Here is a 25,437-nt window from a genome sequence, read left to right as displayed (position 1 = left end):
CGATGAACTCAGCTTACATTCACTGGTGGAGCAATAAAGCCCTGGTATGCTGTTGTCTTCAGCGGAATAAAGCGATCCAGTTGAGGCTTTTCCTGAATACCTGTGACAATAACCTGAATTTCCAAGCCACGGGCTACGTTGACCAAGGCACGGCACAGTTCGGCGTTGTGCTGGTTCTCGTCATAGTAGGCAAAGGATTGATCCAGTTTCACATAGCTGGGTCTCAGAGTTTGCAGATAAGACATTGAACCAAATTGACGACCAAAGTGATCAATACCAAACTTGGCGCCATTGTCCCTGATGATGGCGCACAGAGCCTCGCAGGCTTCGGGATTACTGTAGACCCCGGATTCAGGTATATCGAAGCACAGACGGTCTGCCAATGGGGTTGAGCGCAGGAACTGCTGCAGCCATTGATGGAAATCAGTGTCGGTTAAGCTCTGATGGGTCAGGTTAATGGCTACAGGTTCAAAATTCCGCTCCAGCAGATGTATATCGTGCACTTTCTGGATCAAACACTTATCCAGCAAGGCGCCCAGTGAAAGCAGTTCTACATAGGGCATAAATTGTCCGGCATGGGCCAGCTTATCGCCAATTTCCAATTGGCAGTAAAGCTCATGCTGCAACAGGCCTGCGCCGTCGGTGAGCTGAATTGGCTGCCAACGGAACTGAAACAGTTTGGCGTTGATGGCGCTGGAAAGCTTTTCACGCCATTGCTCTCGGGTAAACATCTGCTCTTCACTGGATTCAAACCAGTGATACACCTTGCCACTCTTGATGGCTGTTTGCAGCGCATTATCCGATTGCGCCAGTATGTCAGACACAGTCATAGAGCCAATGCGTTCAGCAATACCTATGGCGAAATGCTCGTTGGGCTTGCCGCCAGCTTTTGAGATTTCCTGATTGACTGTGCGTATCAGGGTTTGCAGGTACTTACTGATGAGTTCTTTATCCACATCAAATACCAGGAATGCAAACTCAAACGCGGCAATTCTGGCAACCACGCCCGGCGCAATTTCTTCCAGTTGGGATTGCAGTTTTTCTGACAGGAGCTTGATGGTTTCGTCGCGGACTTGATAACCGTATTTGGCGTGTACCTCTTCAAGCCAGTCAAACTTAGCCATAAAGAGTGCACCACTGCCGGGCTCAGAGAGCCAGCTGTTAATTCGCCCCACCAGATACTGGCGGTTGGGCAAACCAGACACCTGATCCACCAGATTCTTTTTGCGCAGGGCGGTTACTTCTTCATCCAGTGAGCTGAAGATTTGTTTGAGCTGGGAAGACATGCTGTTAAACGCAATCACCACTTCCTTTAACTCACTGGTCTTGGGAATGGCAAGCTCTGGACCGAATTGGCGATTGGCAATGCTTTTGGCGTGCTCAGAGACTATATGCAGCGGCTTTAAGATCCAGCTGAGGCCAAAGCGAGCGAGGAATATGGCGACCAAAAACAGGATAGAGAAGACGATGATGGTGTTGGTGAGAATGCGCCACAGTTCGTGGTAACCAAAACCGGGGTGAGCAGTCACTTCCAGTTGTGCCAACTGCAGCCAACCCGAGGTGATGGTGCTTTCCCTTTTGATGGTGCCGAAAATACCGAGGTTAATGAACCACTGGGGAACGCCCTGGATTTCCAGGCTGTTGTTCCATTCCTGTTGTTTACCATCCACTAACCAGGTCAGCTTTACCTGCTGGTAGTAACCACCTTCGAAGATGACATTAATGAGTGTCTCGGCGGTGGCGATATCGCCGGTTTCCAAGGCCGGGACCAGCAACAAACCCAGCGAATTGCTGACGTTATTGAGGTCTGACTCCATCTGTTTGGTTAAAAAGCTCTTGGTTTCTGTGAATTGCACATAAGCCAAGGCGGTGATTACCAATAAAAACAGACCAAACAATAGCGAATACAGCTGTCGAAACAGTGTCATATCGTTAGTTACTCCAATCTCATCTTGGGTTGCCTGAGCCGTTCAACCCCTAGTCTGTGGGTCAAATCGGTCCATTTTTCCAGCCGCGAGGAAGAGCCCGCGAGCACACCCCGTCCCTTTTCTTTGTTTAACCACAGTTGTTTACCGTTAAAACTATAAACAGGCAGCAGATCTCGCCTGGCTGTTGCCGGCTTGATTTGCTTATCCAGATTATCGAGTACCAGTGGTACGGACCCCGGTGTTTCGTAGTAGGCCAGCACCATGTGGTATTGATTGACTGAGGTTGCCTTTACCATGGTGATCCTGAGCTTCTCGTCCGGTATACCGAGTTGCAGCAGGGTAAAATACTTGGCGATGGAAAAGTCCTCACAATCGCCACCGGCAACCCCGATAAACTCCATGGGTGTTGCCCAATAGTTGGAATCGCCCCACAATTTAATGTCGTCGACGAAGGTGAACAGATTAAAAAAAGTGTTCACCTTCGTCAGCTTTTCCATTTCGCTCAGCCCTTGGGCCGAGTCAACCACTTGAAACCAAGCATTGGCGCGCTTCCCGGCCCTGGGGCCATATTTGCTCTCCAGAGTGGAAACGATTTTGCTCCTGTCCAGCTGTGTACTGGACTGGGCAAACAGACAAGTTCCCAATATGGCCGTTGCCAACAGGCTGTGTTGGCAGACCTTAAGCATTGTTTGGGTAAACGTTTGTCCGCCTTTCATGCTATTGATTCAAATGTTATTTCACTTCCTGGTCGACAGTATATATGTTCCACTTCATGTCGGCAGTAGTGTCGTCTCCAACAATCTCCGCGATTACCCGACGGTTTTTATCGTGTGCTTCAGGGGTGTCACTTGGGTCAACCGGGCTGTTGTAGCCAAATCCCACAGCTTTGAGGCGACTGGACTCGATGCCATATTGCTGTGTTAATACTTCAGTGACGGCGTTGGCACGGCGCTGAGACAGCTCCATGTTGTAGTCGTAGCCGCCGGTTCGGCTGCAGTGACCTTCAATGGTCACTTTAGTATTGGGAAACTGACGCATGAACGACGCCAGCTCTTCAATTTGGCCGAAGTATTGTGGGGCAAGGTAGGATGAGTCGTTGGGGAACAATACCTTGAGCTCACGACGTTCGTTGATGGTTTTGATATCACCGCAGCCGTAGTTGTCGATAGCGGCACCCTTTACGGTGCCAGCACAACGTTCACGGGCTTCGATTACGCCGTCACGGTCTGGATCGTTCAGATCAAATACCTGTGTTGTAGGCTGATCCATACTCACGGTATCGCGCATAGAACAAGCGCCAAGGCTCAGCAGAGCCAACATCAATAAAGTCATTCTCATGGTTTTACTCCCCCTTCATATTCACGCTCTCCCTGCCATACCGTGGGTCTGGTTACCTTCAGTGAATCCAACAGGCGACCGGTGGCATTCAGTACCCGATACTTGGCGACAATCTCATCGAACTCAGCCTGCAGATAGTCTTTACGGGCTTCAAAGAGTTCGTTTTCGGTATCCAGCAAGTCGAGTAAGGTGCGCTGACCCAGATTGAACTGTTGGGTGTAAGCCACTTGTGTGTCCTTCGCCGCTTTCACATGTTCACGGATGTAGTCTTTTTGTGGTGTCAGCATTTCATAGGCATTCCATGCCAGGTTGACGCCTTCAACGACTTCGCGGTAAGCGCGTTGGCGAATTTCTTTGGCCTCACCGATTTTGTAGGCAGCTTCTTTTTCACGGGCGAGATCTTTACCGCCGGCGAACAGGTTGTAACGTACACGCACCATGGCAACCAGGTCGTTGTTATAACCACCAACATCGGTACGGAAGGCGCCAGTGCCTGCGATACCATCTTCGCCATCAAGGTTGTTGTTCCAGTTCCCGTCGAGCTCAAGCGTAACGCGTGGATAGTAGCTCGATTGCGCCGATGAGCGCTCGTTCTCGGCTGCGTTGATGTCGGCAGCGGCCGACTTGAGCACCGGATGGTTCTCCTGCGCCAAAGATACACTGGTGGACAAGTCAGTTGGCAGCATATCGGCATCCGGTACAGGTACAATCATGTCGTCGGGTGCTTTATCTACCACGCGGGCGAACTGCGCCTTGGCATCGAAGAAATTATTACGCGCTGAAATCACGTTGGCGTTGGCGCGGGCCAAACGACCGGTAATTTGAGACAAGTCAGCAATAGAACCCAGACCAGAATCAGTACGCTGCTTGATTTGGTCATAGATTTCTTTGTGAGTCGCCAGGTTTTTCTCCGCCAGCGTCATCACCTGCTCGGCACGGATGTAATTGACGTACACTTTCGCCACATCCAGCGCCATATCCTCAGCAGCGGCGAACAAGGCCCACTGATCTGCACTGGCTTCAAAGCTCAGGCGATCTACTTCGCTGGCCGTATAAAAACCATCGAACAGCATCTGACGGATGCTGATACCGGCTTCACCGCGCTTGAGTTCAAAGTCACCATCTTCACGGCCGAAACGACGACGTGTTGCTGGACTGTCCGTTTGTTCCCAGCCCCAGCCACCGGTGATATCTACCGTAGGCATATAGCCGGAAATCGCCTGACTTACCTGCTCTTCACGCGCTTTAAAGCGGTTGAAAGCAGCACGCAGGTCAGGGTTGCTGTCCAGCGTGTGGGCGACGGCCTGTTCAAGCGTCATGGCACTTGCAGCCATAGGCATCATGATGCCGCCTATGGCTGCAGCCAGTACGCCCAAGCGCAACTGTTGCAAGCGTTTCTTGTTCATTGATAAACCCTCCCGGTTTAGTTAGAGCCTCATCGTTCCCTAAGTGCGGTGTCTTTGGCTCTTAGAATTGGATTAAGTATGTATTCAAGAATAGATCTTTGTCCGGTGATGACATCCACAGAGGTCAGCATCCCGGGGATAATTGGCATCTCCGTGCCATCGTCTTTAACCAAGCTGGACTCTGCGGTCCTGACGCGTATCAGATAAAAGCTGTTACCTTCTTCGTCCTGGGTGGTATCGGCACTGATGTGCTCAACAGTGCCTTGTAACCCGCCGTAGCGGGTAAAATCATAGGCCGTTACCTTAACTACGGCAGGCAAGCCAACATGTAAAAACGCAATGTCTTTGGGGGTGATCTTGGCCTCGATAAGCAGTTGGTCTTCCGATGGCACAATTTCCATAATATCTACCCCGGGCTGCACCACGCCGCCGAGTGTGTTGATGTGGACGGTTTTCACTGTGCCATTCACGGGGGAAGTAATGACGGCTTTACTCACCTTATCCTGTGCCCCTACCTGCGCCTCACTCATACGCGACAAACGGGTTTGCATGTCGTTTAGCTGGGCACGGGTATCAGCGGCGAATACAAACACGGCTTCACGGCGTTTTAATATGGCTTCATCCAGCGTGGCTTTAATTTTAGGTCTGAGCTGACGCATGGCTTTGAGCTCACCCTGGAGTTCGTTCACGGTGCGTTCAAGCTTCAGTAATTCAACCTCAGGCACAATGCCTTTTTGCGCCAGGGGACGGGTAAGTTCCAGTTCTCGGCTGATGAGCTGAAAACTGGTGGTCATGGTCGCTATCTTGGTAGTCAGCTCTTCATTTTCTTGCTGACGCTGCTGAATTTGCCTGGCCAGAATCTCCAGTTGGTTTTCCAGATTGTCGAGTCGACCGTTATACTCGGCTTGTTGACGCGCGACCAATTCAGCTTTTTGTGCGCTAAGAGCGTCGGGGAATATCAGTTCCTGTTTGACGATTCGAACCTGCTCTCGCCAGTCTGATGCCATATCTGACACAGTAATACTGTTCAGCTCAGTCCGCATACGGATCACATTTGCCTGTAAGCTGAACACCTCTTCTTCCTGTTGGGCAAAGTCTGAGCGGAAGCGGGTGTCATCAATACGTGCCAAAGGTTCTCCCTTGGCGACTATATTGCCTTCGCGCACGAACAGTTCTTGCAGTACACCGCCGTCCAGACTTTGAATAACCTGAATTTGCGACGAGGGGATAACCTTGCCTGTACCCACGGTAACCTGATCCAGCTCAGCAAAATACGCCCAGATAAGGAAGGCAAATATCAACGATGTGAGTGCCCAGATAGTGAGTCTGTGGCTGGTAGGTGCATCGGTCATCATGGCGCCATATACGTCATCGACCATCTCAAGATCCCTTGCTGTCAGTGCTTTACTCATCCCTTTGCACCTCCAGCAAGCAGCCCCAGACTCAGTTTTTCAAGAACGTCGTTTTTGGGTCCATCGGCCAGTACATGACCTCTGTCTAATACGATCACCCGGTCGACCAATTTCAGCAGGTGCATCTTGTGGGTGATGATAACGAGAGTCCTGTCTTTACTGACATGCTCCATAGCTCTGATAAATTGTTTTTCCGCTCTGGCATCCAGGCTGGCAGTGGGTTCGTCCATCAGCAAAATTGGTGGGTCATTCAGGGTGGCCCTGGCCAGGGCGACAGTTTGGCGTTGCCCCCGAGACAAGGCTTGTCCGCCTTCGCCGACCTGTTGATCCAGACCTTCGGATTCGAGATTGGTAAAGAGGCTGACGCCAGAGATTTGCACTGCGCGGATCAGCTGATGTTCAGATACCTGGCGGGTACCGAAGAGTATGTTGTCTCTGATAGAACCATGGAACAACACCACATCCTGAGGCAGGTAACCGAAGTTTCTGCGCAGGTCGCTGGGATGGATCTGGGCGCTGTCAATGCCATCGTATCTGAGGCTACCTTTGGTGGGTTTATACAGGCCACACAGGAGTTTGGCCAACGTACTTTTCCCTGAGCCATTTCGGCCAATGATGGCCACCTTTTCGCCCGGCTGAATAGACAAAGACGTTGGATGTAAGACGGGTTTTTCGGAACCCGGATAGCAAAAGCTCACATGGTCGGCTTCGATTTTACCCATTAGACGGGTTTTACTGACCAAATGCCCTTTATTCTCAAACTCATCTTCCTGCGTCATGATCTGGTCAAGCTGTCTTAAGGCGCTGGCAGTGTGGTTGGCCCGGGTTAACAAACTCGCCAACTGCGCCATCGGGGACATGGCGCGGCTGGAAAGCATCACGGCAGCGATAATGCCACCCATGGAAATGGCATTGTCGGCGACCCTATATACCCCCAGGATGACCACGCCCACCACGGTTAGCTGCACCATAAAGCTGGCGACGTTTGATACCGAGTTGGACAGCTTCTTGGCTTTGAGCTGCCAATTGGCCGTATGACCAATCATCTGTTGCCAGCTTTTTTGCACCAGCCCCTCGGCGCCATAGGCTTTGATGGACTCCAGTGCTGCCAGACTTTCAATCAGGTGGCCATGCTTCAGGCTGGCAAATTTATTACTCTCATCAATGGCAGCTTTAAGCTTTGGTTGAATATACAAGGTGTAGCCAATAATGATGGCGCCGCCGAGCAATGGCAGCACAGCCAGATCGCCAGCCACAATAAATATGATGATCAGGAAAAAGACGGCAAAGGGCAAATCCACCAGGGTGGTAATGGTAGCGGATGTCAGAATGTCCCTAATGCTGTCAAATTCGCCGAGCTGTTTGGCCATTCCGCCAACGCTGGGGGAGCGTTTTGACAGTGGAATACCAACAGCTTTGGCAAACAGTTGTGATGACACTATGATGTCGACTTTTTTACCTGCTACATCAATCAAGTAGCTTCTAAGCTGGCGCATCACCAAGTCAAAGATGTAAGCGATGCCTGCACCGATGGCCAGTACCCACAGAGACTCGAATGCCAGGTTGGGCACCACTTTATCGTACACATTCATGATAAAGAGAGGAGAAACCAAGGCAAAGAGGTTCACCAACACGGAGGCGATAAGCGCATCCCGGTATATTGGCGCCGCATCTTTTAAGGTTTTCAGTAACCAGTGGCTTTTATTATCGTGATGATGCACGTCAAAGCGCATATCACCCCGATATTGCTGTTTTACCAGAAACAGATAACCAACATAGAGAGTTTCGAGCTGCTCAACGGGGAGGGTCTCCTCTCCGCCGGTTTCAGGCAACTGAATGACAGCTTTTTCAGAGGTCAATTCTCTGAGAAGACAAGCTTTCTTATCTTTTAACAACAGGATGCAGGGCATCATTATTGGGGAAATCTGGTCCAGACCTTTACGGGTCAAGCGGGCGTTAAGACCGGCTCTGGCCGCAGCCTGAGGGACCAAATCAGGCGTCAGTATGGCTCCAGATAAGGGAAGTCCCGCCGCCAATGATTCACTGGAGCAGGGGGAGCCAAAATATTCAGTGAGGAGCACCAGGCTATCCAACAGGGGATCGACAGTGACCCGCGTGGAAGCTGCGATAGTCCATTGCTCATCGCTTCCGGAAGCAGATAAAGACACCGTTTAAATTTACCTTATTATTTTTATGACGTTAGACCCAGTATAGTTATGCCGGGCCATATTGCTATAGCCCGGCATTTTCCTGGTTGAGGTATTAAGGCATCAACTCGGTCTTATGATCCTCATCGAGTGACAAGATACGGCCCACAGCCTGGGCTGCACCTGTATCGGCTTGTGTATCGACTATCAATGGGCCAGTACCGTTACCCAGCAGACCGTTGATGATCCCGGATTCATCGGTTGAGGCCAGGCCATACTCATCTGCCAAATCAACACCATCCAGTACGATGCGCTGATCAACAGTACCATCGCGGTTGGCATCAATTTCAATGGTGGTTGAACCCCGCTCAAAGCTGAAGCTCAGGTAATCTTCCAGATTGCCATTTTCTTCTCCTTGCAGCAGGTCGCTCAAGTCCAGCTTATCTTCATTGATGTTGAAGTCGATGATATGGTCAGTTCCGGTTTCACCGGCTCTCCAAACGAAGGTATCAGCACCGCCATCACCTCGCAGAACGTCGTCTCCAAGACCACCGATGATGGTGTCATTGCCTTCGCCGCCACGCAGTCCGTCAATACCCTCGCCGCCGATGAGTAAGTCGTTGCCGGCACCGCCATACACCATTTGGGAACCTTCACCGCCATAAACGGTGTCGTCACCAACGCCAAGGTTGACGGTATCGGTCTTGGGCTGCACTTCTTCCAACACATTTTGTTTCAGCTTGCCATCGTTATCCAAGATGTCGCGTGCCGACATAAACTTACTGGAAAGCACTTCATCTTGGGACATTTGGCTGGGCACGTTGGGTAATGAGCTGCCGGTCTCCACAGTGTTATCAGTCCGTGAAATACCCAGATCGACATAGTCGTTACTGTCACCTGCCTTGATGTGCAAGGCCGTATCCAGATTGATCACATTGGCAGATTCTGTTGAAGCGACGGCATCATAACCACTGGAAGACACGGCAAACAGGCCTTTTCCTGAAGTCGAGTTTGTCAGCAGGAACGAATCCACCCCCTGCGTGCCTTCGTAAACGATTGGCAGCTCTTCTACAGCATTGAGGTTAATATTCAATTCCGCAGTGCTAAGATCGCCATCGCTGTCTTCAATGGTGTAGCTGAATGTGTCGACCGCATTGTCCGGTATCAGACTGCCTACGGTTGTGACCTGATAGCTGTAACTGCCATTGCCATACAGGGTCAGGGTTCCGTAAGTGCCTTGAATCACAAAGGTTCCATTGGATTCAGTGGCGTTGTTGCCACTGTGCGAAACGCCGTAGATCTCCATATCGCCATCGGCGCCCTGGATATCGTTGTGGAGGACGTTGCCACCGATGAGCGGCAGTTCAAATCCATCTCCCGGAATCAACTGAACAACCAATGGGAAGCTGGTGGAGGCACCTTCAGCTGTCTTGATACTGGTCACAACATCGCCGTTGCTATCGAGGAAGCCCATTACTTTCAGTGTGTAGCGAGCGCCATCGTACACAAACTCAGAGGATGTGTTGGCGACGGTCACAATATCCGGTGGGTTGTTATAACCACCGGTTTCATTGTGATTAAACTCGAGAGTGACCTTGGCTGCAACACCATTGATCATCAGGGTTACTTCGAGGGTGGCTTCAGTGATTGATGAGTAGCCATTGATAGGTTGGTTTACGTGCGTAAAGGTGCCCAGAACAATATTCTGGTTCAAGCCCACATCACCCACCTGAATGTTGGTGTTTTCATCAAAGTTGTAGCCAGAACGTGGCTGTCCGTTGCCAACGTCGCCCCAACGAATTATATCGTGGCCATTATCGTCATCAGGGCCGTCAGAAGTTGTTACGTTGGATTTTTCTTCTGACTCAGCGGTCCAGTCAGTCCACCTGGCTGTGATATCGCGAACTTCAAAGGCGTCTATCAGTACATCAACCTGGTTGTCGTCATCGACAGCGATATGCTGACTATCAGCAACAGTTACTGTGACGTCCGCCTTGGCGGTGTCGCCGCTGTCATCGGTTGCAACAACCTTAATGCCTGTAACTGTCAGAGAGTCATAATCTATGTTGTGAGGCAGTTTACCAAGCAGCTCTGCCTCAACCACAACAGAACCCTGCTCACCAGCTTCGATTGCGTTCCAATCCAAGGTCAGTTTCAGCAGGTCGCCGCGGCCTGGCATAGAGCCTATCAGCACCCCACCTTCGATTCTCCAACTCATAGGCTGGCGAATGCCTTCAACCTGAATATCGCTCACGTCTGCGCTGAAGCTGACGTTGTTAACGTCACTGCTACCGGCCTTGAATACCAGAGTATCTGTATCGGCATCCATGGTATCGGATACCAGTTTGGCTTCCGCTAGGCTGGTAAACGCAGCGGGTGTGACAGCGTTGAGTGTGTTAGGCACATTCAGCGTGACGGTAAACGGATTGCTGGAGTCCGTATCACCATCACTGTCAGTGATGGCAACATTGAAGTTCAAAACGGTTCCCAGCGGGTCAACACTGAGACTGTTCGCAGTGAAGTTCTTCAAGTTGAAGTCTTGTCCACCTGCTGCGGTAGAAAGCTCTATCTTTGTGAACTCTGCAAATCCTTCTGAGGCTATCAAATTGGCCAAAGTTGCAGGCGTGGCAATAAAGGTCTTGACCAGATCATTTCCAAACGCATCTTTACCGACAATGTTGATGGTAAACACGCCAGTGTAAGGATTACCGTTATTGTAGGAGAGGCTAATTCCAGTAAAATTCGTGACTGGGAAGCCAAAATCAAGCGTGAGGGTTTCACCAGAGCCGATGTCCTTACCTGTACCAACACCAATACCATTGGGGCTGGTGTTTACAGTGCTAACACCACCCGCGTCAGTTGCTGTAATGGTGCAGAGCACCACGTCACCAGACTCAGGTTCACCTTTCACTGCTCCGTTCAGCATGACGAACAAATCTGCGTCGTTACCGCCTGGAATGTTACCTGTCAAATCGGCGTTGGTTGTGGTGATCTTGGTAATTGGAGTTTCAAGATCCAGCACATATTCACCGCTGTTTGGATCAAGTGTCAGAGTGAAAATTTTGGTCTGAATCGCACCGACAGCACCCCATTCGGCTGCAGTGGAGCTGGTGTACGCAATCATCACGGACGTGTCGTTAGGATCGACATAGTAGTAAATTGCTTTACCCGAGGTCATCAGACCGGAATCAGCGAAGGTTGATGACTCACTCCAACCTGTAATGTTCACAGACAGATCCGCGCTGTATTGATCGGCTGATTCGTTATCGTTTCCGTCTGCACCTGCTACGGTCACAGTACCGCTGATTTGGGTATCCGCTGCGTTCAAACCACTGCTGTCAGTAGCTGAGGCTTCAACGAGATCGTCGTCAATAGTGAGATCCAGAGTCGCAGAGATAACACTGTTGTTGGCACCAACAGCTTCAATAACGATACCTTCAATCAGCGAACTGAGGTTGATGTCATTTGCGCCATTGACTTGCTTAATGTTATCCAGCAATTCCACGTTAACGCTGATACTGCCAGTCGTGTTGGCAGAGATTGGATCTGTATCGGTCAGTGTCAACTTGATGACAGGAACACCGCCGATACTACCAACCAAGCTACCATCCAATGCCAGAGCCCAGGCAATACTTACTCCTGTTGCAAGGTTGGTTGCAGCTTGAATGCTGTTTACATCGCCAAAGCGGAATTGTGTCAGAGTCTCACTGCCAGCGGTGAAGGAAATCTGCTGCGAAACCACATTGGGCACATTGTCACGCAGATCGCTTTCATTAACGGTCATTTCATTATTGCCGGGAGCAAATACCTGTGCTGTATCAGAGTCTTGTGCAGATTCATTACCAGCAAGATCGGTTTGAGTGACAGTTACAGTAATGCTTTGCCCTGCATCGGGTGCATTTTCAGTCCAGGTGATAACGCCGTTGTTGTAGTCGAAATCTGGTGCAGGATCGCCATTGGTAAATTGCAGTACGCCATTCACCAACTCCAGCTCATATTCTTGTGGCTGGGCATTGCCAATCGTCACTGTCAGGGTTACGAAACCACCTTCCAACAGATCGGCGTGGCTAACATTCGCCTGCAGCTGAACCCCAGGGCCGTTACTGCTGATTTCGCCCTGAGTGAGCAAACCATCGCCTGGCGTGCCGTCGTCAACGATCCACACGGTGGGGGCCGCTATGCTGGTGTCAACGGTGACACTGTCGCTGTCGGAATCACTGTTGCCGGCCGGGTCGGTCACGGTGGCGGTCAGGGTGAGGGTGTCACCGTCAGCCGGTGCATCCACGGCCAGGGCCAGTCCGTTGTCGAGCATGGCCTGGGTCACCAGACCGTTGAACAGCACGTTGCCATCCTGATCGGTGATGACCAAGGTATCGTCCACGGCGGTACCGGCACCGAGCTGTACCAGGTAGTTCACCTGACCGTCGAGCTCGGCAATGCTGAGCAGACCGTCGTTGTTGGTGTCTTCGGTGATGGTGATGGTGACGGCCGGGGCGGTGGTGTCAATGGTGACACTGTCGCTGTCGGAATCACTGTTGCCGGCCGGGTCGGTCACGGTGGCGGTCAGGGTGAGGGTGTCACCGTCAGCCGGTGCATCCACGGCCAGGGCCAGTCCGTTGTCGAGCATGGCCTGGGTCACCAGACCGTTGAACAGCACGTTGCCATCCTGATCGGTGATGACCAGGGTATCGTCCACGGCGGTACCGGCACCGAGCTGTACCAGGTAGTTCACCTGACCGTCGAGCTCGGCAATGCTGAGCAGACCGTCGTTGTTGGTGTCTTCGGTGATGGTGATGGTGACGGCCGGGGCGGTGGTGTCAATGGTGACACTGTCGCTGTCGGAATCACTGTTGCCGGCCGGGTCGGTCACGGTGGCGGTCAGGGTGAGGGTGCCACCGTCAGCCGGTGCATCCACGGCCAGGGCCAGTCCGTTGTCGAGCATGGCCTGGGTCACCAGACCGTTGAACAGCACGTTGCCATCCTGATCGGTGATAACCAGGGTATCGTCCACGGCGGTACCGGCACCGAGCTGTACCAGGTAGTTCACCTGACCGTCGAGCTCGGCAATGCTGAGCAGACCGTCGTTGTTGGTGTCTTCGGTGATGGTGATGGTGACGGCCGGGGCGGTGGTGTCAATGGTGACACTGTCGCTGTCGGAATCACTGTTGCCGGCCGGGTCGGTCACGGTGGCGGTCAGGGTGAGGGTGTCACCGTCAGCCGGTGCATCCACGGCCAGGGCCAGTCCGTTGTCGAGCATGGCCTGGGTCACCAGACCGTTGAACAGCACGTTGCCATCCTGATCGGTGATAACCAGGGTATCGTCCACGGCGGTACCGGCACCGAGCTGTACCAGGTAGTTCACCTGACCGTCGAGCTCGGCAATGCTGAGCAGACCGTCGTTGTTGGTGTCTTCGGTGATGGTGATGGTGACGGCCGGGGCGGTGGTGTCAATGGTGACACTGTCGCTGTCGGAATCACTGTTGCCGGCCGGGTCGGTCACGGTGGCGGTCAGGGTGAGGGTGTCACCGTCAGCCGGTGCATCCACGGCCAGGGCCAGTCCGTTGTCGAGCATGGCCTGGGTCACCAGACCGTTGAACAGCACGTTGCCATCCTGATCGGTGATGACCAGGGTATCGTCCACGGCGGTACCGGCACCGAGCTGTACCAGGTAGTTCACCTGACCGTCGAGCTCGGCAATGCTGAGCAGACCGTCGTTGTTGGTGTCTTCGGTGATGGTGATGGTGACGGCCGGGGCGGTGGTGTCAATGGTGACACTGTCGCTGTCGGAATCACTGTTGCCGGCCGGGTCGGTCACGGTGGCGGTCAGGGTGAGGGTGTCACCGTCAGCCGGTGCATCCACGGCCAGGGCCAGTCCGTTGTCGAGCATGGCCTGGGTCACCAGACCGTTGAACAGCACGTTGCCATCCTGATCGGTGATGACCAGGGTATCGTCCACGGCGGTACCGGCACCGAGCTGTACCAGGTAGTTCACCTGACCGTCGAGCTCGGCAATGCTGAGCAGACCGTCGTTGTTGGTGTCTTCGGTGATGGTGATGGTGACGGCCGGGGCGGTGGTGTCAATGGTGACACTGTCGCTGTCGGAATCACTGTTGCCGGCCGGGTCGGTCACGGTGGCGGTCAGGGTGAGGGTGTCACCGTCAGCCGGTGCATCCACGGCCAGGGCCAGTCCGTTGTCGAGCATGGCCTGGGTCACCAGACCGTTGAACAGCACGTTGCCATCCTGATCGGTGATAACCAGGGTATCGTCCACGGCGGTACCGGCACCGAGCTGTACCAGGTAGTTCACCTGACCGTCGAGCTCGGCAATGCTGAGCAGACCGTCGTTGTTGGTGTCTTCGGTGATGGTGATGGTGACGGCCGGGGCGGTGGTGTCAATGGTGACACTGTCGCTGTCGGAATCACTGTTGCCGGCCGGGTCGGTCACGGTGGCGGTCAGGGTGAGGGTGTCACCGTCAGCCGGTGCATCCACGGCCAGGGCCAGTCCGTTGTCGAGCATGGCCTGGGTCACCAGACCGTTGAACAGCACGTTGCCATCCTGATCGGTGATGACCAGGGTATCGTCCACGGCGGTACCGGCACCGAGCTGTACCAGGTAGTTCACCTGACCGTCGAGCTCGGCAATGCTGAGCAGACCGTCGTTGTTGGTGTCTTCGGTGATGGTGATGGTGACGGCCGGGGCGGTGGTGTCAATGGTGACACTGTCGCTGTCGGAATCACTGTTGCCGGCCGGGTCGGTCACGGTGGCGGTCAGGGTGAGGGTGTCACCGTCAGCCGGTGCATCCACGGCCAGGGCCAGTCCGTTGTCGAGCATGGCCTGGGTCACCAGACCGTTGAACAGCACGTTGCCATCCTGATCGGTGATGACCAGGGTATCGTCCACGGCGGTACCGGCACCGAGCTGTACCAGGTAGTTCACCTGACCGTCGAGCTCGGCAATGCTGAGCAGACCGTCGTTGTTGGTGTCTTCGGTGATGGTGATGGTGACGGCCGGGGCGGTGGTGTCGACGCCATAGCCTTCGGTATCGCTGGCAGACGCGGTGTTGCCGGCGTCATCGGTGGTGGTGACGGAGGCGGTGATGCTGTTCACGTCAGCGCCGACCAGCAGGGCGGCATCGACGGAAGTGCTGAAGCCCAGTACGCCGCCGAGGTCAATCACCTGCACGGTGGCAATCACATTGCCATCGAGGGTCAGGGTCACGGTGTCGCCGAGCTTGACGTCGCCGCCGACGGTACCGCTGAGGGTCACGCTGCCTTCACTTTCGGCCTGGTTGATGACGTTGTCATCGCCGACCAGGATGGGGTTGAGGTCAATGGTGGCACTGATTTCAGTGTCGACGCCATAGCCTTCGGTATCGCTGGCAGACGCGGTGTTGCCGGCGTCATCGGTGGTGGTGACGGAGGCGGTGATGCTGTTCACGTCAGCGCCGACCAGCAGGGCGGCATCGACGGAAGTGCTGAAGCCCAGTACGCCGCCGCCGAGGTCAATCACCTGCACGGTGGCAATCACATTGCCATCGAGGGTCAGGGTCACGGTGTCGCCGAGCTTGACGTCGCCGCCGACGGTACCGCTGAGGGTCACGCTGCCTTCACTTTCGGCCTGGTTGATGACGTTGTCATCGCCGACCAGGATGGGGTTGAGGTCAATGGTGGCACTGATTTCAGTGTCGACGCCATAGCCTTCGGTATCGCTGGCAGACGCGGTGTTGCCGGCGTCATCGGTGGTGGTGACGGAGGCGGTGATGCTGTTCACGTCAGCGCCGACCAGCAGGGCGGCATCGACGGAAGTGCTGAAGCCCAGTACGCCGCCGCCGAGGTCAATCACCTGCACGGTGGCAATCACATTGCCATCGAGGGTCAGGGTCACGGTGTCGCCGAGCTTGACGTCGCCGCCGACGGTACCGCTGAGGGTCACGCTGCCTTCACTTTCGGCCTGGTTGATGACGTTGTCATCGCCGACCAGGATGGGGTTGAGGTCAATGGTGGCACTGATTTCAGTGTCGACGCCATAGCCTTCGGTATCGCTGGCAGACGCGGTGTTGCCGGCGTCATCGGTGGTGGTGACGGAGGCGGTGATGCTGTTCACGTCAGCGCCGACCAGCAGGGCGGCATCGACGGAAGTGCTGAAGCCCAGTACGCCGCCGCCGAGGTCAATCACCTGCACGGTGGCAATCACATTGCCATCGAGGGTCAGGGTCACGGTGTCGCCGAGCTTGACGTCGCCGCCGACGGTACCGCTGAGGGTCACGCTGCCTTCACTTTCAACCTGGTTGATGACGTTGTCATCGCCGACCAGGATGGGGTCGAGGTCGATGGTGGCACTGATTTCAGTGTCGACGCCATAGCCTTCGGTATCGCTGGCAGACGCGGTGTTGCCGGCGTCATCGGTGGTGGTGACGGAGGCGGTGATGCTGTTCACGTCAGCGCCGACCAGCAGGGCGGCATCGACGGAAGTGCTGAAGCCCAGTACGCCGCCGCCGAGGTCAATCACCTGCACGGTGGCAATCACATTGCCATCGAGGGTCAGGGTCACGGTGTCGCCGAGCTTGACGTCGCCGCCGACGGTACCGCTGAGGGTCACGCTGCCTTCACTTTCGGCCTGGTTGATGACGTTGTCATCGCCGACCAGGATGGGGTTGAGGTCAATGGTGGCACTGATTTCAGTGTCGACGCCATAGCCTTCGGTATCGCTGGCAGACGCGGTGTTGCCGGCGTCATCGGTGGTGGTGACGGAGGCGGTGATGCTGTTCACGTCAGCGCCGACCAGCAGGGCGGCATCGACGGAAGTGCTGAAGCCCAGTACGCCGCCGCCGAGGTCAATCACCTGCACGGTGGCAATCACATTGCCATCGAGGGTCAGGGTCACGGTGTCGCCGAGCTTGACGTCGCCGCCGACGGTACCGCTGAGGGTCACGCTGCCTTCACTTTCAACCTGGTTGATGACGTTGTCATCGCCGACCAGGATGGGGTCGAGGTCGATGGTGGCACTGATTTCAGTGTCGACGCCATAGCCTTCGGTATCGCTGGCAGACGCGGTGTTGCCGGCGTCATCGGTGGTGGTGACGGAGGCGGTGATGCTGTTCACGTCAGCGCCGACCAGCAGGGCGGCATCGACGGAAGTGCTGAAGCCCAGTACGCCGCCGCCGAGGTCAATCACCTGCACGGTGGCAATCACATTGCCATCGAGGGTCAGGGTCACGGTGTCGCCGAGCTTGACGTCGCCGCCGACGGTACCGCTGAGGGTCACGCTGCCTTCACTTTCGGCCTGGTTGATGACGTTGTCATCGCCGACCAGAATGGGGTTGAGGTCAATGGTGGCACTGATTTCAGTGTCGACGCCATAGCCTTCGGTATCGCTGGCAGACGCGCTGTTGCCGGCGTCATCGGTGGTGGTGACGGAGGCGGTGATGCTGTTCACGTCAGCGCCGACCAGCAGGGCGGCATCGACGGAAGTGCTGAAGCCCAGTACGCCGCCGCCGAGGTCAATCACCTGCACGGTGGCAATCACATTGCCATCGAGGGTCAGGGTCACGGTGTCGCCGAGCTTGACGTCGCCGCCGACGGTACCGCTGAGGGTCACGCTGCCTTCACTTTCGGCCTGGTTGATGACGTTGTCATCGCCGACCAGGATGGGGTTGAGGTCAATGGTGGCACTGATTTCAGTGTCGACGCCATAGCCTTCGGTATCGCTGGCAGACGCGGTGTTGCCGGCGTCATCGGTGGTGGTGACGGAGGCGGTGATGCTGTTCACGTCAGCGCCGACCAGCAGGGCGGCATCGACGGAAGTGCTGAAGCCCAGTACGCCGCCGCCGAGGTCAATCACCTGCACGGTGGCAATCACATTGCCATCGAGGGTCAGGGTCACGGTGTCGCCGAGCTTGACGTCGCCGCCGACGGTACCGCTGAGGGTCACGCTGCCTTCACTTTCGGCCTGGTTGATGACGTTGTCATCGCCGACCAGAATGGGGTTGAGGTCAATGGTGGCACTGATGTCCGTGTCGACGCCATAGCCTTCGGTGTCGGTGGCGGTGGCGCTGTTGCCGGCGTCATCGGTGGCGGTGACGGAGGCATCAATCACATGGTCTTCATCGGCCACCAGGTCGGCGCCGGGGACGTTGATGCTGAAGCGCAGGGTGCCGTTGTCATCATATACCGCGCCGGTGAATTCCTTGCCATTGACGGTGAGGGTGACGATGTCACCGACCTTGACGTCGCCGCCGACGATACCGGTCACAGGGATGTCCTGTCCGGCTTCCTGGGCATTGATGATGTCATCGGCGGTGATGTCGGCATCGAGGGTGATGCTGGCACTGATGTCTGTGTCAACGCCATAGCCTTCGGTGTCGGTGGCGGTGGCGCTGTTGCCGGCGTCATCGGTGGCGGTGACGGAGGCATCAATCACATGGTCTTCATCGGCCACCAGGTCGGCGCCGGGGACGTTGATGCTGAAGCGCAGGGTGCCGTTGTCATCATATACCGCGCCGGTGAATTCCTTGCCATTGACGGTGAGGGTGACGATGTCACCGACCTTGACGTCGCCGCCGACGATACCGGTCACAGGGATGTCCTGTCCGGCTTCCTGGGCATTGATGATGTCATCGGCGGTGATGTCGGCATCGAGGGTGATGCTGGCACTGATGTCTGTGTCAACGCCATAGCCTTCGGTGTCGGTGGCGGTGGCGCTGTTGCCGGCGTCATCGGTGGCGGTGACGGAGGCATCAATCACATGGTCTTCATCGGCCACCAGGTCGGCGCCGGGGACGTTGATGCTGAAGCGCAGGGTGCCGTTGTCATCATATACCGCGCCGGTGAATTCCTTGCCATTGACGGTGAGGGTGACGATGTCACCGACCTTGACGTCGCCGCCGACGATACCGGTCACAGGGATGTCCTGTCCGGCTTCCTGGGCATTGATGATGTCATCGGCGGTGATGTCGGCATCGAGGGTGATGCTGGCACTGATGTCTGTGTCAACGCCATAGCCTTCGGTGTCGGTGGCGGTGGCGCTGTTGCCGGCGTCATCGGTGGCGGTGACGGAGGCATCAATGACACGATCGGCATCTGCTGCCAGATCGCTGCCAGGCACATCAATGCTGAAGCGCAGGGTGCCGTTGTCATCATATACCGCGCCGGTGAATTCCTTGCCATTGACGGTGAGGGTGACGATGTCACCGACTTTGACGTCGGCACCTACTACACCTGTGACTGGGATAGTTTGACCTGCTTCGGCACTGTTAATGATGTCATCAGCGGTGATATTGGCATCCAAAGTGATGCTGGCCGAGAGATCATTATCCAGGATGTCAGTAGTAACCGTTGCATCGGTCAGATCGAGGTTTTCAAACACAGGGGTGCCATCTGGCGTAACGACGCCACTAACACTGACACTGAAGGATTCAGTTGGTTCGAATATGTCATCGTTAACGGTTGCAATGGTGAACGTCGCGGTAACGCCATCTGCACCAATGATGGCTTGTACTGTTTCAACAATGTCGTTGCCATCTGCGGTGATGTAGGTATAGGTGAGTGTAACTATGCTGCCAGCTGGCGCTGGGTCACTCAGGGTCACAGTGTAGGTGCCGGTATTATCACCTTCTGCAACTGCAGTTGGACCATTCAGAGTTACAGTGACAGTATCCTCAGGACCAGGTACAGCTTCATCGACGATGTTGGTGCTGGCACTGTTGTCGGCACCTATCACGGCATTGCCACCGGTGACGCTGGAAATGGTGATGGTGAAGTCTTCAGAAACTTCGTACAGCTTATCGTCAATGGTATTGATATTAATGGTAACGCTGGTTTGGCCGGCAGGGATCACTACGCTGGCCACACCGATAAAGTCGGTACCGTCTTCAGCAACACCTGAATAAGTAAAGGTGACTGTAATGTCTTCGTTTGAGGCTTCATCCAGGCTGACAACGAAAGAAGCAGTACTGCCTTCTTCTACGTCGATTTGATTGGCCGTGATGCTCACTTCAGGAGAGACAACATCACCCACATCAGTTGCGGTGCCGGTGTTGCCTGTAGTGTCTATGACACTGGCATCGGCGGTGTAACCACCTTCAGGTAAGGGTTCGACCACATCAACACTGTAAGTGCCGTCTTCATTGACTGTGGTAGTCAGGGTCTGGGTATCGCCGTTACTGTCGGTTACTAAGATAGTAACTGTGCTGCCGGGTTCTGCATCCGTGGTACCAGTGATTGTGGGAGTGGTGTCTGTTGAGTTGTCGGGAGCATCAACAGTAATAACCAATGGTGTGACAAGCAGGGGTTCGATGGGTTGGGCTTCGAGTATTGTTGATTCTGGGAATTGGGCGTCGAATGTTGAATCATAACCCGTGCTTGCAAGAGTTTCGCCACCTGTTCTATCCAGGCTGACAAATCCAGAACCGCCTTCGTTACCTGTCTGGCCGCCCGCTGCGGTTTCGGGCAGGTCTGCGGTTGGGTCATCACCTGCGGCAATTTGTGCCTGTAGCGCTTCGATTTCATTCAGCGCATTGGGATCAAGTTGCTCCGCGCCAACGTCGGGCTGGTTGGCCGTTGTGGGAGTGTTTGATTCGCTGATAACGGTGCCGTCCTCCAGCACCAATTCAAACTGAGCGCCTTCCTTAATCCAAAGCACTGCACCAGCGGGGATGGCATCACCAGCAGAAACTGATTTTTCTGCGCCTTCTGCGACCATGCTAATTTGCCCATTAACCGACTTGAGCAATCCATTTTTCGGTGTGATATACGAACCCATAACAAGCTCCCAACGGCTTATATTCGATACAGAATCTGCCTGTGAACAGGCAAAATTACCCAACTTAAGAAGTGAAGTGTAATTCTAAAATACCTCTAAGTCAATTTTTTGACGGAATCGTTACTTATTAAAAAACTTGGATTTTTGTCGTCTTATTTGGTGTTTTTACACTAATTCTGACACCGAATATCTGGTGGTCTATTCATCATGAAACGCCTATATATAGTGTAGGCGATAAGTGAAAAAAAAGCGTTTTCATGGAAAAATCCACGAAAACGCCTTGTTTAGGTTACTAAAATGTTGCTAGGGAGTGGCGTCAGGCTTTGGCAGCCCTCCGGTAATGTTGTAACGCCAGGTCGGTATTGCCCAGTTGCTCGTCGAGCTCGGCGAGTGCCAACCAATTTTCTTTGGATGGATTTAACTCACAGGCTTTACGCCAATGCTCGTAGGCAGTCTTAAACTCCCTGGCTTGCTGGCAAAGTCGTGCCACACATTCGTGATATTCATGCACATCCTCGAACCTGGGTGCCAGCTTGAGCAACTGTTGCCTTGGAGCCTCATCCTGACCATTTAGGACTTGGGGAAGCAGCGCCAGAACTTGAGGATCGGGCAAAGATTCCAGATCTTTAAGAAGCAGTTTAACGGCTTCGGCCTTTTTACCTTGTTTGGCAAGCCCAAGTGCATAGGCAGCACGATTGGCACTGAGCTGTTTTTCGCTGCGGGATAGCCACTGCCATTCTTTATCCAGACTGTCCCAATCTTTGCTGCCAGCCTGCTCCAGCAGCTTCACGCTTACTCTGACAGATAAATCTTCAAAATTGGCATCATTAAGCAGTGCGTGCTTCTTGATGGCAGGTAACAATTCTCTCACTGCCCGCCAATCCTGCTGGGCAAGATAGACTTCCATGGCAAGTTTGATCACCGCAGCGCTGCTTTTGCTGGTCGGCGCCAAATGATTGAGTGCAGTTCTGGCACGCTCCAATTGGCCCTGTTTAAGCAGATAGCGGGTGCGGGTTGTAAATACGGCCGTCGCCGCATTCGGCTCTGTTACAGCTTTTTCAAGATAGTCATCACGCTCGGCATATTTTCCCTGATGCTGAGCCGCCCTCGCTGCAGCGAGCAGATTCAGTGCTGGCAGCTCACCTTTGGCGGCTCCCTTGGCCATAAAGCGCTCAGCATCGGGCCAGTTTTCTTCAGCAAGCGCCAGTGCTCCGTTCAGGGTATGGCGTTTGGCGGCATTGCGTCGCCAGCGTTCGGGCAGATAACGGCTGCCCAGCACCAAGCTGATGCTTTTAACGGCTATCCATTCGGCAATCACGATAACGCCGTAGGCAATCACCAGCACGACAATGGCAAACACCAGACTGGTTTCAATTTCGTAGCCCCAGGCTGACAAATACAGATAGCCGGTGTTGCCAACAATGTAGGGGCTCAAGCAGAGCCCAATCAGAATAATGCCAAGATAAATGAGCGTTTTTATCATGCCTCAGCCTCCGATTCGGCTGCCGCAGAAGGTTCTGGTTCCTGATCCGGTTCGGGCAGCGGATTCACTGCCGGTATTGGCGTGGGATCGGGGATTGGCTGAGGTGCCTTGACGCCTTCCTGAACCAGGGTTCTGAGCATATCGCTGGACTGGAATTTACTGATGGGTACTGCATCGATACGCAGGGACGCCAGAGAGTCGAGACGCTCAAGTATTTGCGCCCCGGTACCTGAGTCCACACTGAAGTAAAGTTTTACCCAACCACCTGCCATTAAAATGGCTTCCCGGAAGCTCAGTTCATCGTGTCTATACAGCGCAAGCTGGGCCTGGAGCAGCTTGGTGCGAATGTTTTCTTTCAGATACCACTCTTGTTCCGGTGAAAGGAGCGGCGTGATATCGCCGGTGCGTTGACGTACGGTCACAAAGTCATTAATCAGCGCTTTCCAACTCTTTGCCAGGTTGGTTTGCCAGTCATTCAGAGAGTCGCTGATGGTCTCATCGGTCGGTGGTGTGTATTCCTGCTTATTACGGCCCGGGGTCAATCGCTCGATACGTTTCATGATTTCGTCTAACGCATAAACGTTGCCAGCAATATCGGTACTGCGTACAGAGGCCACCTGTTCCATATCGGCCGCCAGTGCTTTGCGCAGGCTGAACAGTGAAGGCTGCTGCATGGCGGCGATCCGCTCATCGGCTGTTTTCAGCAAGCTCAGCGCAGTGGCGGGATCTTGCTCAAGCCACAGTTTACGGCCTGCCATGCGCACCAGATAGTCAGCTTCGGCAATCAGCCAATCGTCGGGCGTTTTTTGAGACAGGTTGGTCAGGCGACGCTCGAGGGCACTCTGATCGGCGGTAAGGCGCCCAAGCTCAGTCTCCAATTGGCCAATCTGCTTTAACCTTTGTTCCAATTGATTCAGGCGTGACACCGGCTCTTTCAGCGAGGCACTCTGTTTCTCCTCCACCGACAGTGTGTAGTGGTACTGCTCCACCAACTGTTGATAGAGGTAGTAGCCACCGCCAAGGGCACTTCCCCCCATAAGCAATGCCACCAATACTCCCACTCGTATGGCCAACGAGCTGCCATGACGGGGTTCTTTTTTGGGGGCTATGTCATTAGGTTGAGAAGACGGTGTGGCAGGCAAAGTAGTGGACTCTGCTGCGGCGGCCTCTTGCTGTTGGTTTTCCATGAAACAATCCTTGATGCTAGAAAGCGTGCAATTCAGGGAAACTAAAGCAGCAAAAGTTTACATGCCCAATGCGTCCAGTACGGCGGCTTGGTTTGCTGCTCCGGCGTTGGTGACTCGACGAAGTCCCTTTTTCCTTGCCTGGGTTTCGACCCGGGCACTGGGGACTATGATATGACAGTCTCTGAGCCATGCAAAACTGTCTTTGGGAACCAGATTTATTAAGTTTTCCAGTACTTCACCACTGGTCACTACTATGGTGTCTATACCGAAGGATTGCCAGCGACTGACACTTGCAGGGGCATCCAGCGGCGGACAGGCCCGCTGATAGACCTCAAGATAGCTCACATTTGCCCCTCGAAGCCGCAAACCATCGGCCATGGCTTCGCGGCCACCTTTACCCCGGACTATGACTATCTGTTTACCGGACACCTGTTCCAGAGAGGGGAGTGTGAGTAAACCTTCTGTGGCCTGGCTGTCGGCGGGTGAGCGTTCGGCTGTGATACCTTGCAAAGCCAGGGCATCGGCAGTGGCATCTCCCACCGCGTAATAGGTGGCTTTTGGCCATTGGTCCTTCAGCCAGGGGGTGGCAAAACTGACCGCACTGGTACTGATAAAGATGAGTATGTCGGCGCGTGAAAGTTCATCCAACTGCGCTTGAGTGACGGCTGCTGCCTCCACCGATAACAAGGGTTCCACCAAATAAGGAATGGCCAGCGCATCCAGTGCACTGGCCATGGCGGCGTTTTTGCCCTCAGGACGGGTGAGCAGCAGCTTCATGGTCAGTTCCGGGCGTAGACCGCATCCAGAATGGTTTTTGCACCACGACTGAGCAGGTCGTCCGCCAGTTGATGACCCAATGCAATGGCATCAGCAGTTGAACCTGTCACAGAGCCGGTGATCACTTCGCTGCCATCGGGGTTACCCACCAAACCACGCAGTGTCAGGGTGTCGGCTTCGATTTCGGCAAAGGCACCAATAGGCACCTGACAGCCCCCTTCCAGACGGGTATTCATGGCTCGTTCGGCAAGCACCCGCAGGCGGGTTTCTTTGTGCTCCAGTGGTGCCAGTAAGGCTTTGACACGCTCATCATTGGTACGGCATTCAATGCCTACAGCGCCCTGTCCATTGGCGGGCAGTGATTCTTCGGTGCTGATAAAACCTGCGATACGCTCGGCAAGTTTAAGGCGGATAAGACCCGCCGCGGCGAGGATGATGGCATCGTATTCGCCTGAGTCGAGTTTGGCCAAACGGGTGCCAACGTTACCGCGCAGGTCTTTGATTATCAGGTCGGGACGACGGGCGCGCAGTTGACACTGTCGACGCAGGCTGGAGGTGCCGACTACGGCGCCCTGTGGCAGCTCATCAATACTCTTGTAAGTGTTGGACACAAAAGCATCACGTGGGTCTTCGCGTTCACAAATCACTTCCAGACCCAGGCCTTCCGGAAAATCCACTGGCACGTCTTTCATGGAGTGCACGGCAATGTCGGCACGGCCTTCCAGCATGGCAACTTCCAGTTCTTTCACGAACAGGCCTTTACCACCCACTTTGGCCAGAGGCGTATCCAGAATAACGTCGCCCTTGGTGCTCATGGGCAGCAGTTCCACGGTCAAATCCGGATGAATGCGCTCGAGCTCTGCTTTAACAAACTCAGCCTGCCACATGGCAAGGGGGCTTTTGCGGGTCGCGATACGAATAAGGTTTTGAGACATGCCGATTTTCCATCTTATGGTCTGCGTTAGTTGCGCCAATGCTAACATTGCCTCGGCGACTATG

11 protein-coding genes are annotated in these 25,437 nt (G+C 54.4%); all 11 read right to left on the bottom strand.

Annotated features, from left to right (window positions below):
- Nucleotides 1–8 precede the first annotated feature (8 nt).
- Nucleotides 9–1,928 (bottom strand): bifunctional diguanylate cyclase/phosphodiesterase, encoded by a 1,920-nt coding sequence (locus SAMA_RS16990; protein ID WP_011761371.1) that lies wholly within the window; start codon nt 1,926–1,928, stop codon nt 9–11.
- A gap of 8 nt (nt 1,929–1,936) precedes the next feature.
- Complete coding sequence (locus tag SAMA_RS16985) at nt 1,937–2,644, bottom strand: transglutaminase-like cysteine peptidase (RefSeq protein ID WP_011761370.1); 708 nt, start codon at nt 2,642–2,644, stop codon at nt 1,937–1,939.
- A gap of 16 nt (nt 2,645–2,660) precedes the next feature.
- Nucleotides 2,661–3,266: an OmpA family protein gene (locus SAMA_RS16980; protein ID WP_011761369.1), complete on the bottom strand. Its 606-nt coding sequence runs from the start codon at nt 3,264–3,266 to the stop codon at nt 2,661–2,663.
- Nucleotides 3,263–4,672 carry a TolC family outer membrane protein gene (locus SAMA_RS16975; RefSeq protein ID WP_011761368.1) on the bottom strand — a complete coding sequence of 470 codons (1,410 nt, stop codon included), beginning with the start codon at nt 4,670–4,672 and terminating at the stop codon, nt 3,263–3,265. Before SAMA_RS16975 ends, SAMA_RS16980 begins: the two co-directional genes overlap by 4 nt.
- A 29-nt stretch (nt 4,673–4,701) precedes the next feature.
- On the bottom strand, nt 4,702–6,084 hold the full coding sequence (locus tag SAMA_RS16970; protein WP_011761367.1) for an HlyD family type I secretion periplasmic adaptor subunit: 1,383 nt from the start codon (nt 6,082–6,084) through the stop codon (nt 4,702–4,704).
- On the bottom strand, nt 6,081–8,252 hold the full coding sequence (locus tag SAMA_RS16965; protein ID WP_011761366.1) for a type I secretion system permease/ATPase: 2,172 nt from the start codon (nt 8,250–8,252) through the stop codon (nt 6,081–6,083). Before SAMA_RS16965 ends, SAMA_RS16970 begins: the two co-directional genes overlap by 4 nt.
- A gap of 94 nt (nt 8,253–8,346) precedes the next feature.
- On the bottom strand, nt 8,347–20,991 hold the full coding sequence (locus SAMA_RS16960) for an Ig-like domain-containing protein (protein WP_011761365.1): 12,645 nt from the start codon (nt 20,989–20,991) through the stop codon (nt 8,347–8,349).
- Nucleotides 20,992–21,307: 316 nt separating this feature from the next.
- The gene (locus tag SAMA_RS16955) at nt 21,308–22,474 is read right to left on the bottom strand and encodes a heme biosynthesis HemY N-terminal domain-containing protein (protein ID WP_011761364.1); all 1,167 of its coding nucleotides are present in this window, start codon (nt 22,472–22,474) and stop codon (nt 21,308–21,310) included.
- Entirely contained in the window at nt 22,471–23,661 is a 1,191-nt protein-coding gene (locus SAMA_RS16950; protein WP_011761363.1) for a uroporphyrinogen-III C-methyltransferase, read from the bottom strand. Before SAMA_RS16950 ends, SAMA_RS16955 begins: the two co-directional genes overlap by 4 nt.
- A gap of 57 nt (nt 23,662–23,718) precedes the next feature.
- The gene (locus tag SAMA_RS16945; protein ID WP_011761362.1) at nt 23,719–24,438 is read right to left on the bottom strand and encodes a uroporphyrinogen-III synthase; all 720 of its coding nucleotides are present in this window, start codon (nt 24,436–24,438) and stop codon (nt 23,719–23,721) included.
- 2 nt (nt 24,439–24,440) lie between these two features.
- Entirely contained in the window at nt 24,441–25,373 is a 933-nt protein-coding gene (gene hemC, locus SAMA_RS16940; RefSeq protein WP_041409926.1) for a hydroxymethylbilane synthase, read from the bottom strand.
- Nucleotides 25,374–25,437: the final 64 nt, after the last annotated feature.

Origin of the sequence: Shewanella amazonensis SB2B, assembly GCF_000015245.1 — a bacterium.
In the GTDB taxonomy this organism is placed as follows: Bacteria; Pseudomonadota; Gammaproteobacteria; order Enterobacterales; family Shewanellaceae; genus Shewanella; species Shewanella amazonensis.
Note: the sequence above shows the minus strand (reverse complement) of the source record. Positions and strands in the feature narration are given on the sequence as shown.

Coding starts and splice junctions, on each gene's coding strand:
- SAMA_RS16960 (WP_011761365.1), bottom strand. CDS start 20,991: ATGGGTTCGTATATCACACCGAAAAATGGATTGCTCAAGTCGGTTAAT.
- hemC (WP_041409926.1), bottom strand. CDS start 25,373: ATGTCTCAAAACCTTATTCGTATCGCGACCCGCAAAAGCCCCCTTGCC.
- SAMA_RS16975 (WP_011761368.1), bottom strand. CDS start 4,672: ATGAACAAGAAACGCTTGCAACAGTTGCGCTTGGGCGTACTGGCTGCA.
- SAMA_RS16970 (WP_011761367.1), bottom strand. CDS start 6,084: ATGAGTAAAGCACTGACAGCAAGGGATCTTGAGATGGTCGATGACGTA.
- SAMA_RS16980 (WP_011761369.1), bottom strand. CDS start 3,266: ATGAGAATGACTTTATTGATGTTGGCTCTGCTGAGCCTTGGCGCTTGT.
- SAMA_RS16950 (WP_011761363.1), bottom strand. CDS start 23,661: ATGGAAAACCAACAGCAAGAGGCCGCCGCAGCAGAGTCCACTACTTTG.
- SAMA_RS16985 (WP_011761370.1), bottom strand. CDS start 2,644: ATGAAAGGCGGACAAACGTTTACCCAAACAATGCTTAAGGTCTGCCAA.
- SAMA_RS16955 (WP_011761364.1), bottom strand. CDS start 22,474: ATGATAAAAACGCTCATTTATCTTGGCATTATTCTGATTGGGCTCTGC.
- SAMA_RS16990 (WP_011761371.1), bottom strand. CDS start 1,928: ATGACACTGTTTCGACAGCTGTATTCGCTATTGTTTGGTCTGTTTTTA.
- SAMA_RS16945 (WP_011761362.1), bottom strand. CDS start 24,438: ATGAAGCTGCTGCTCACCCGTCCTGAGGGCAAAAACGCCGCCATGGCC.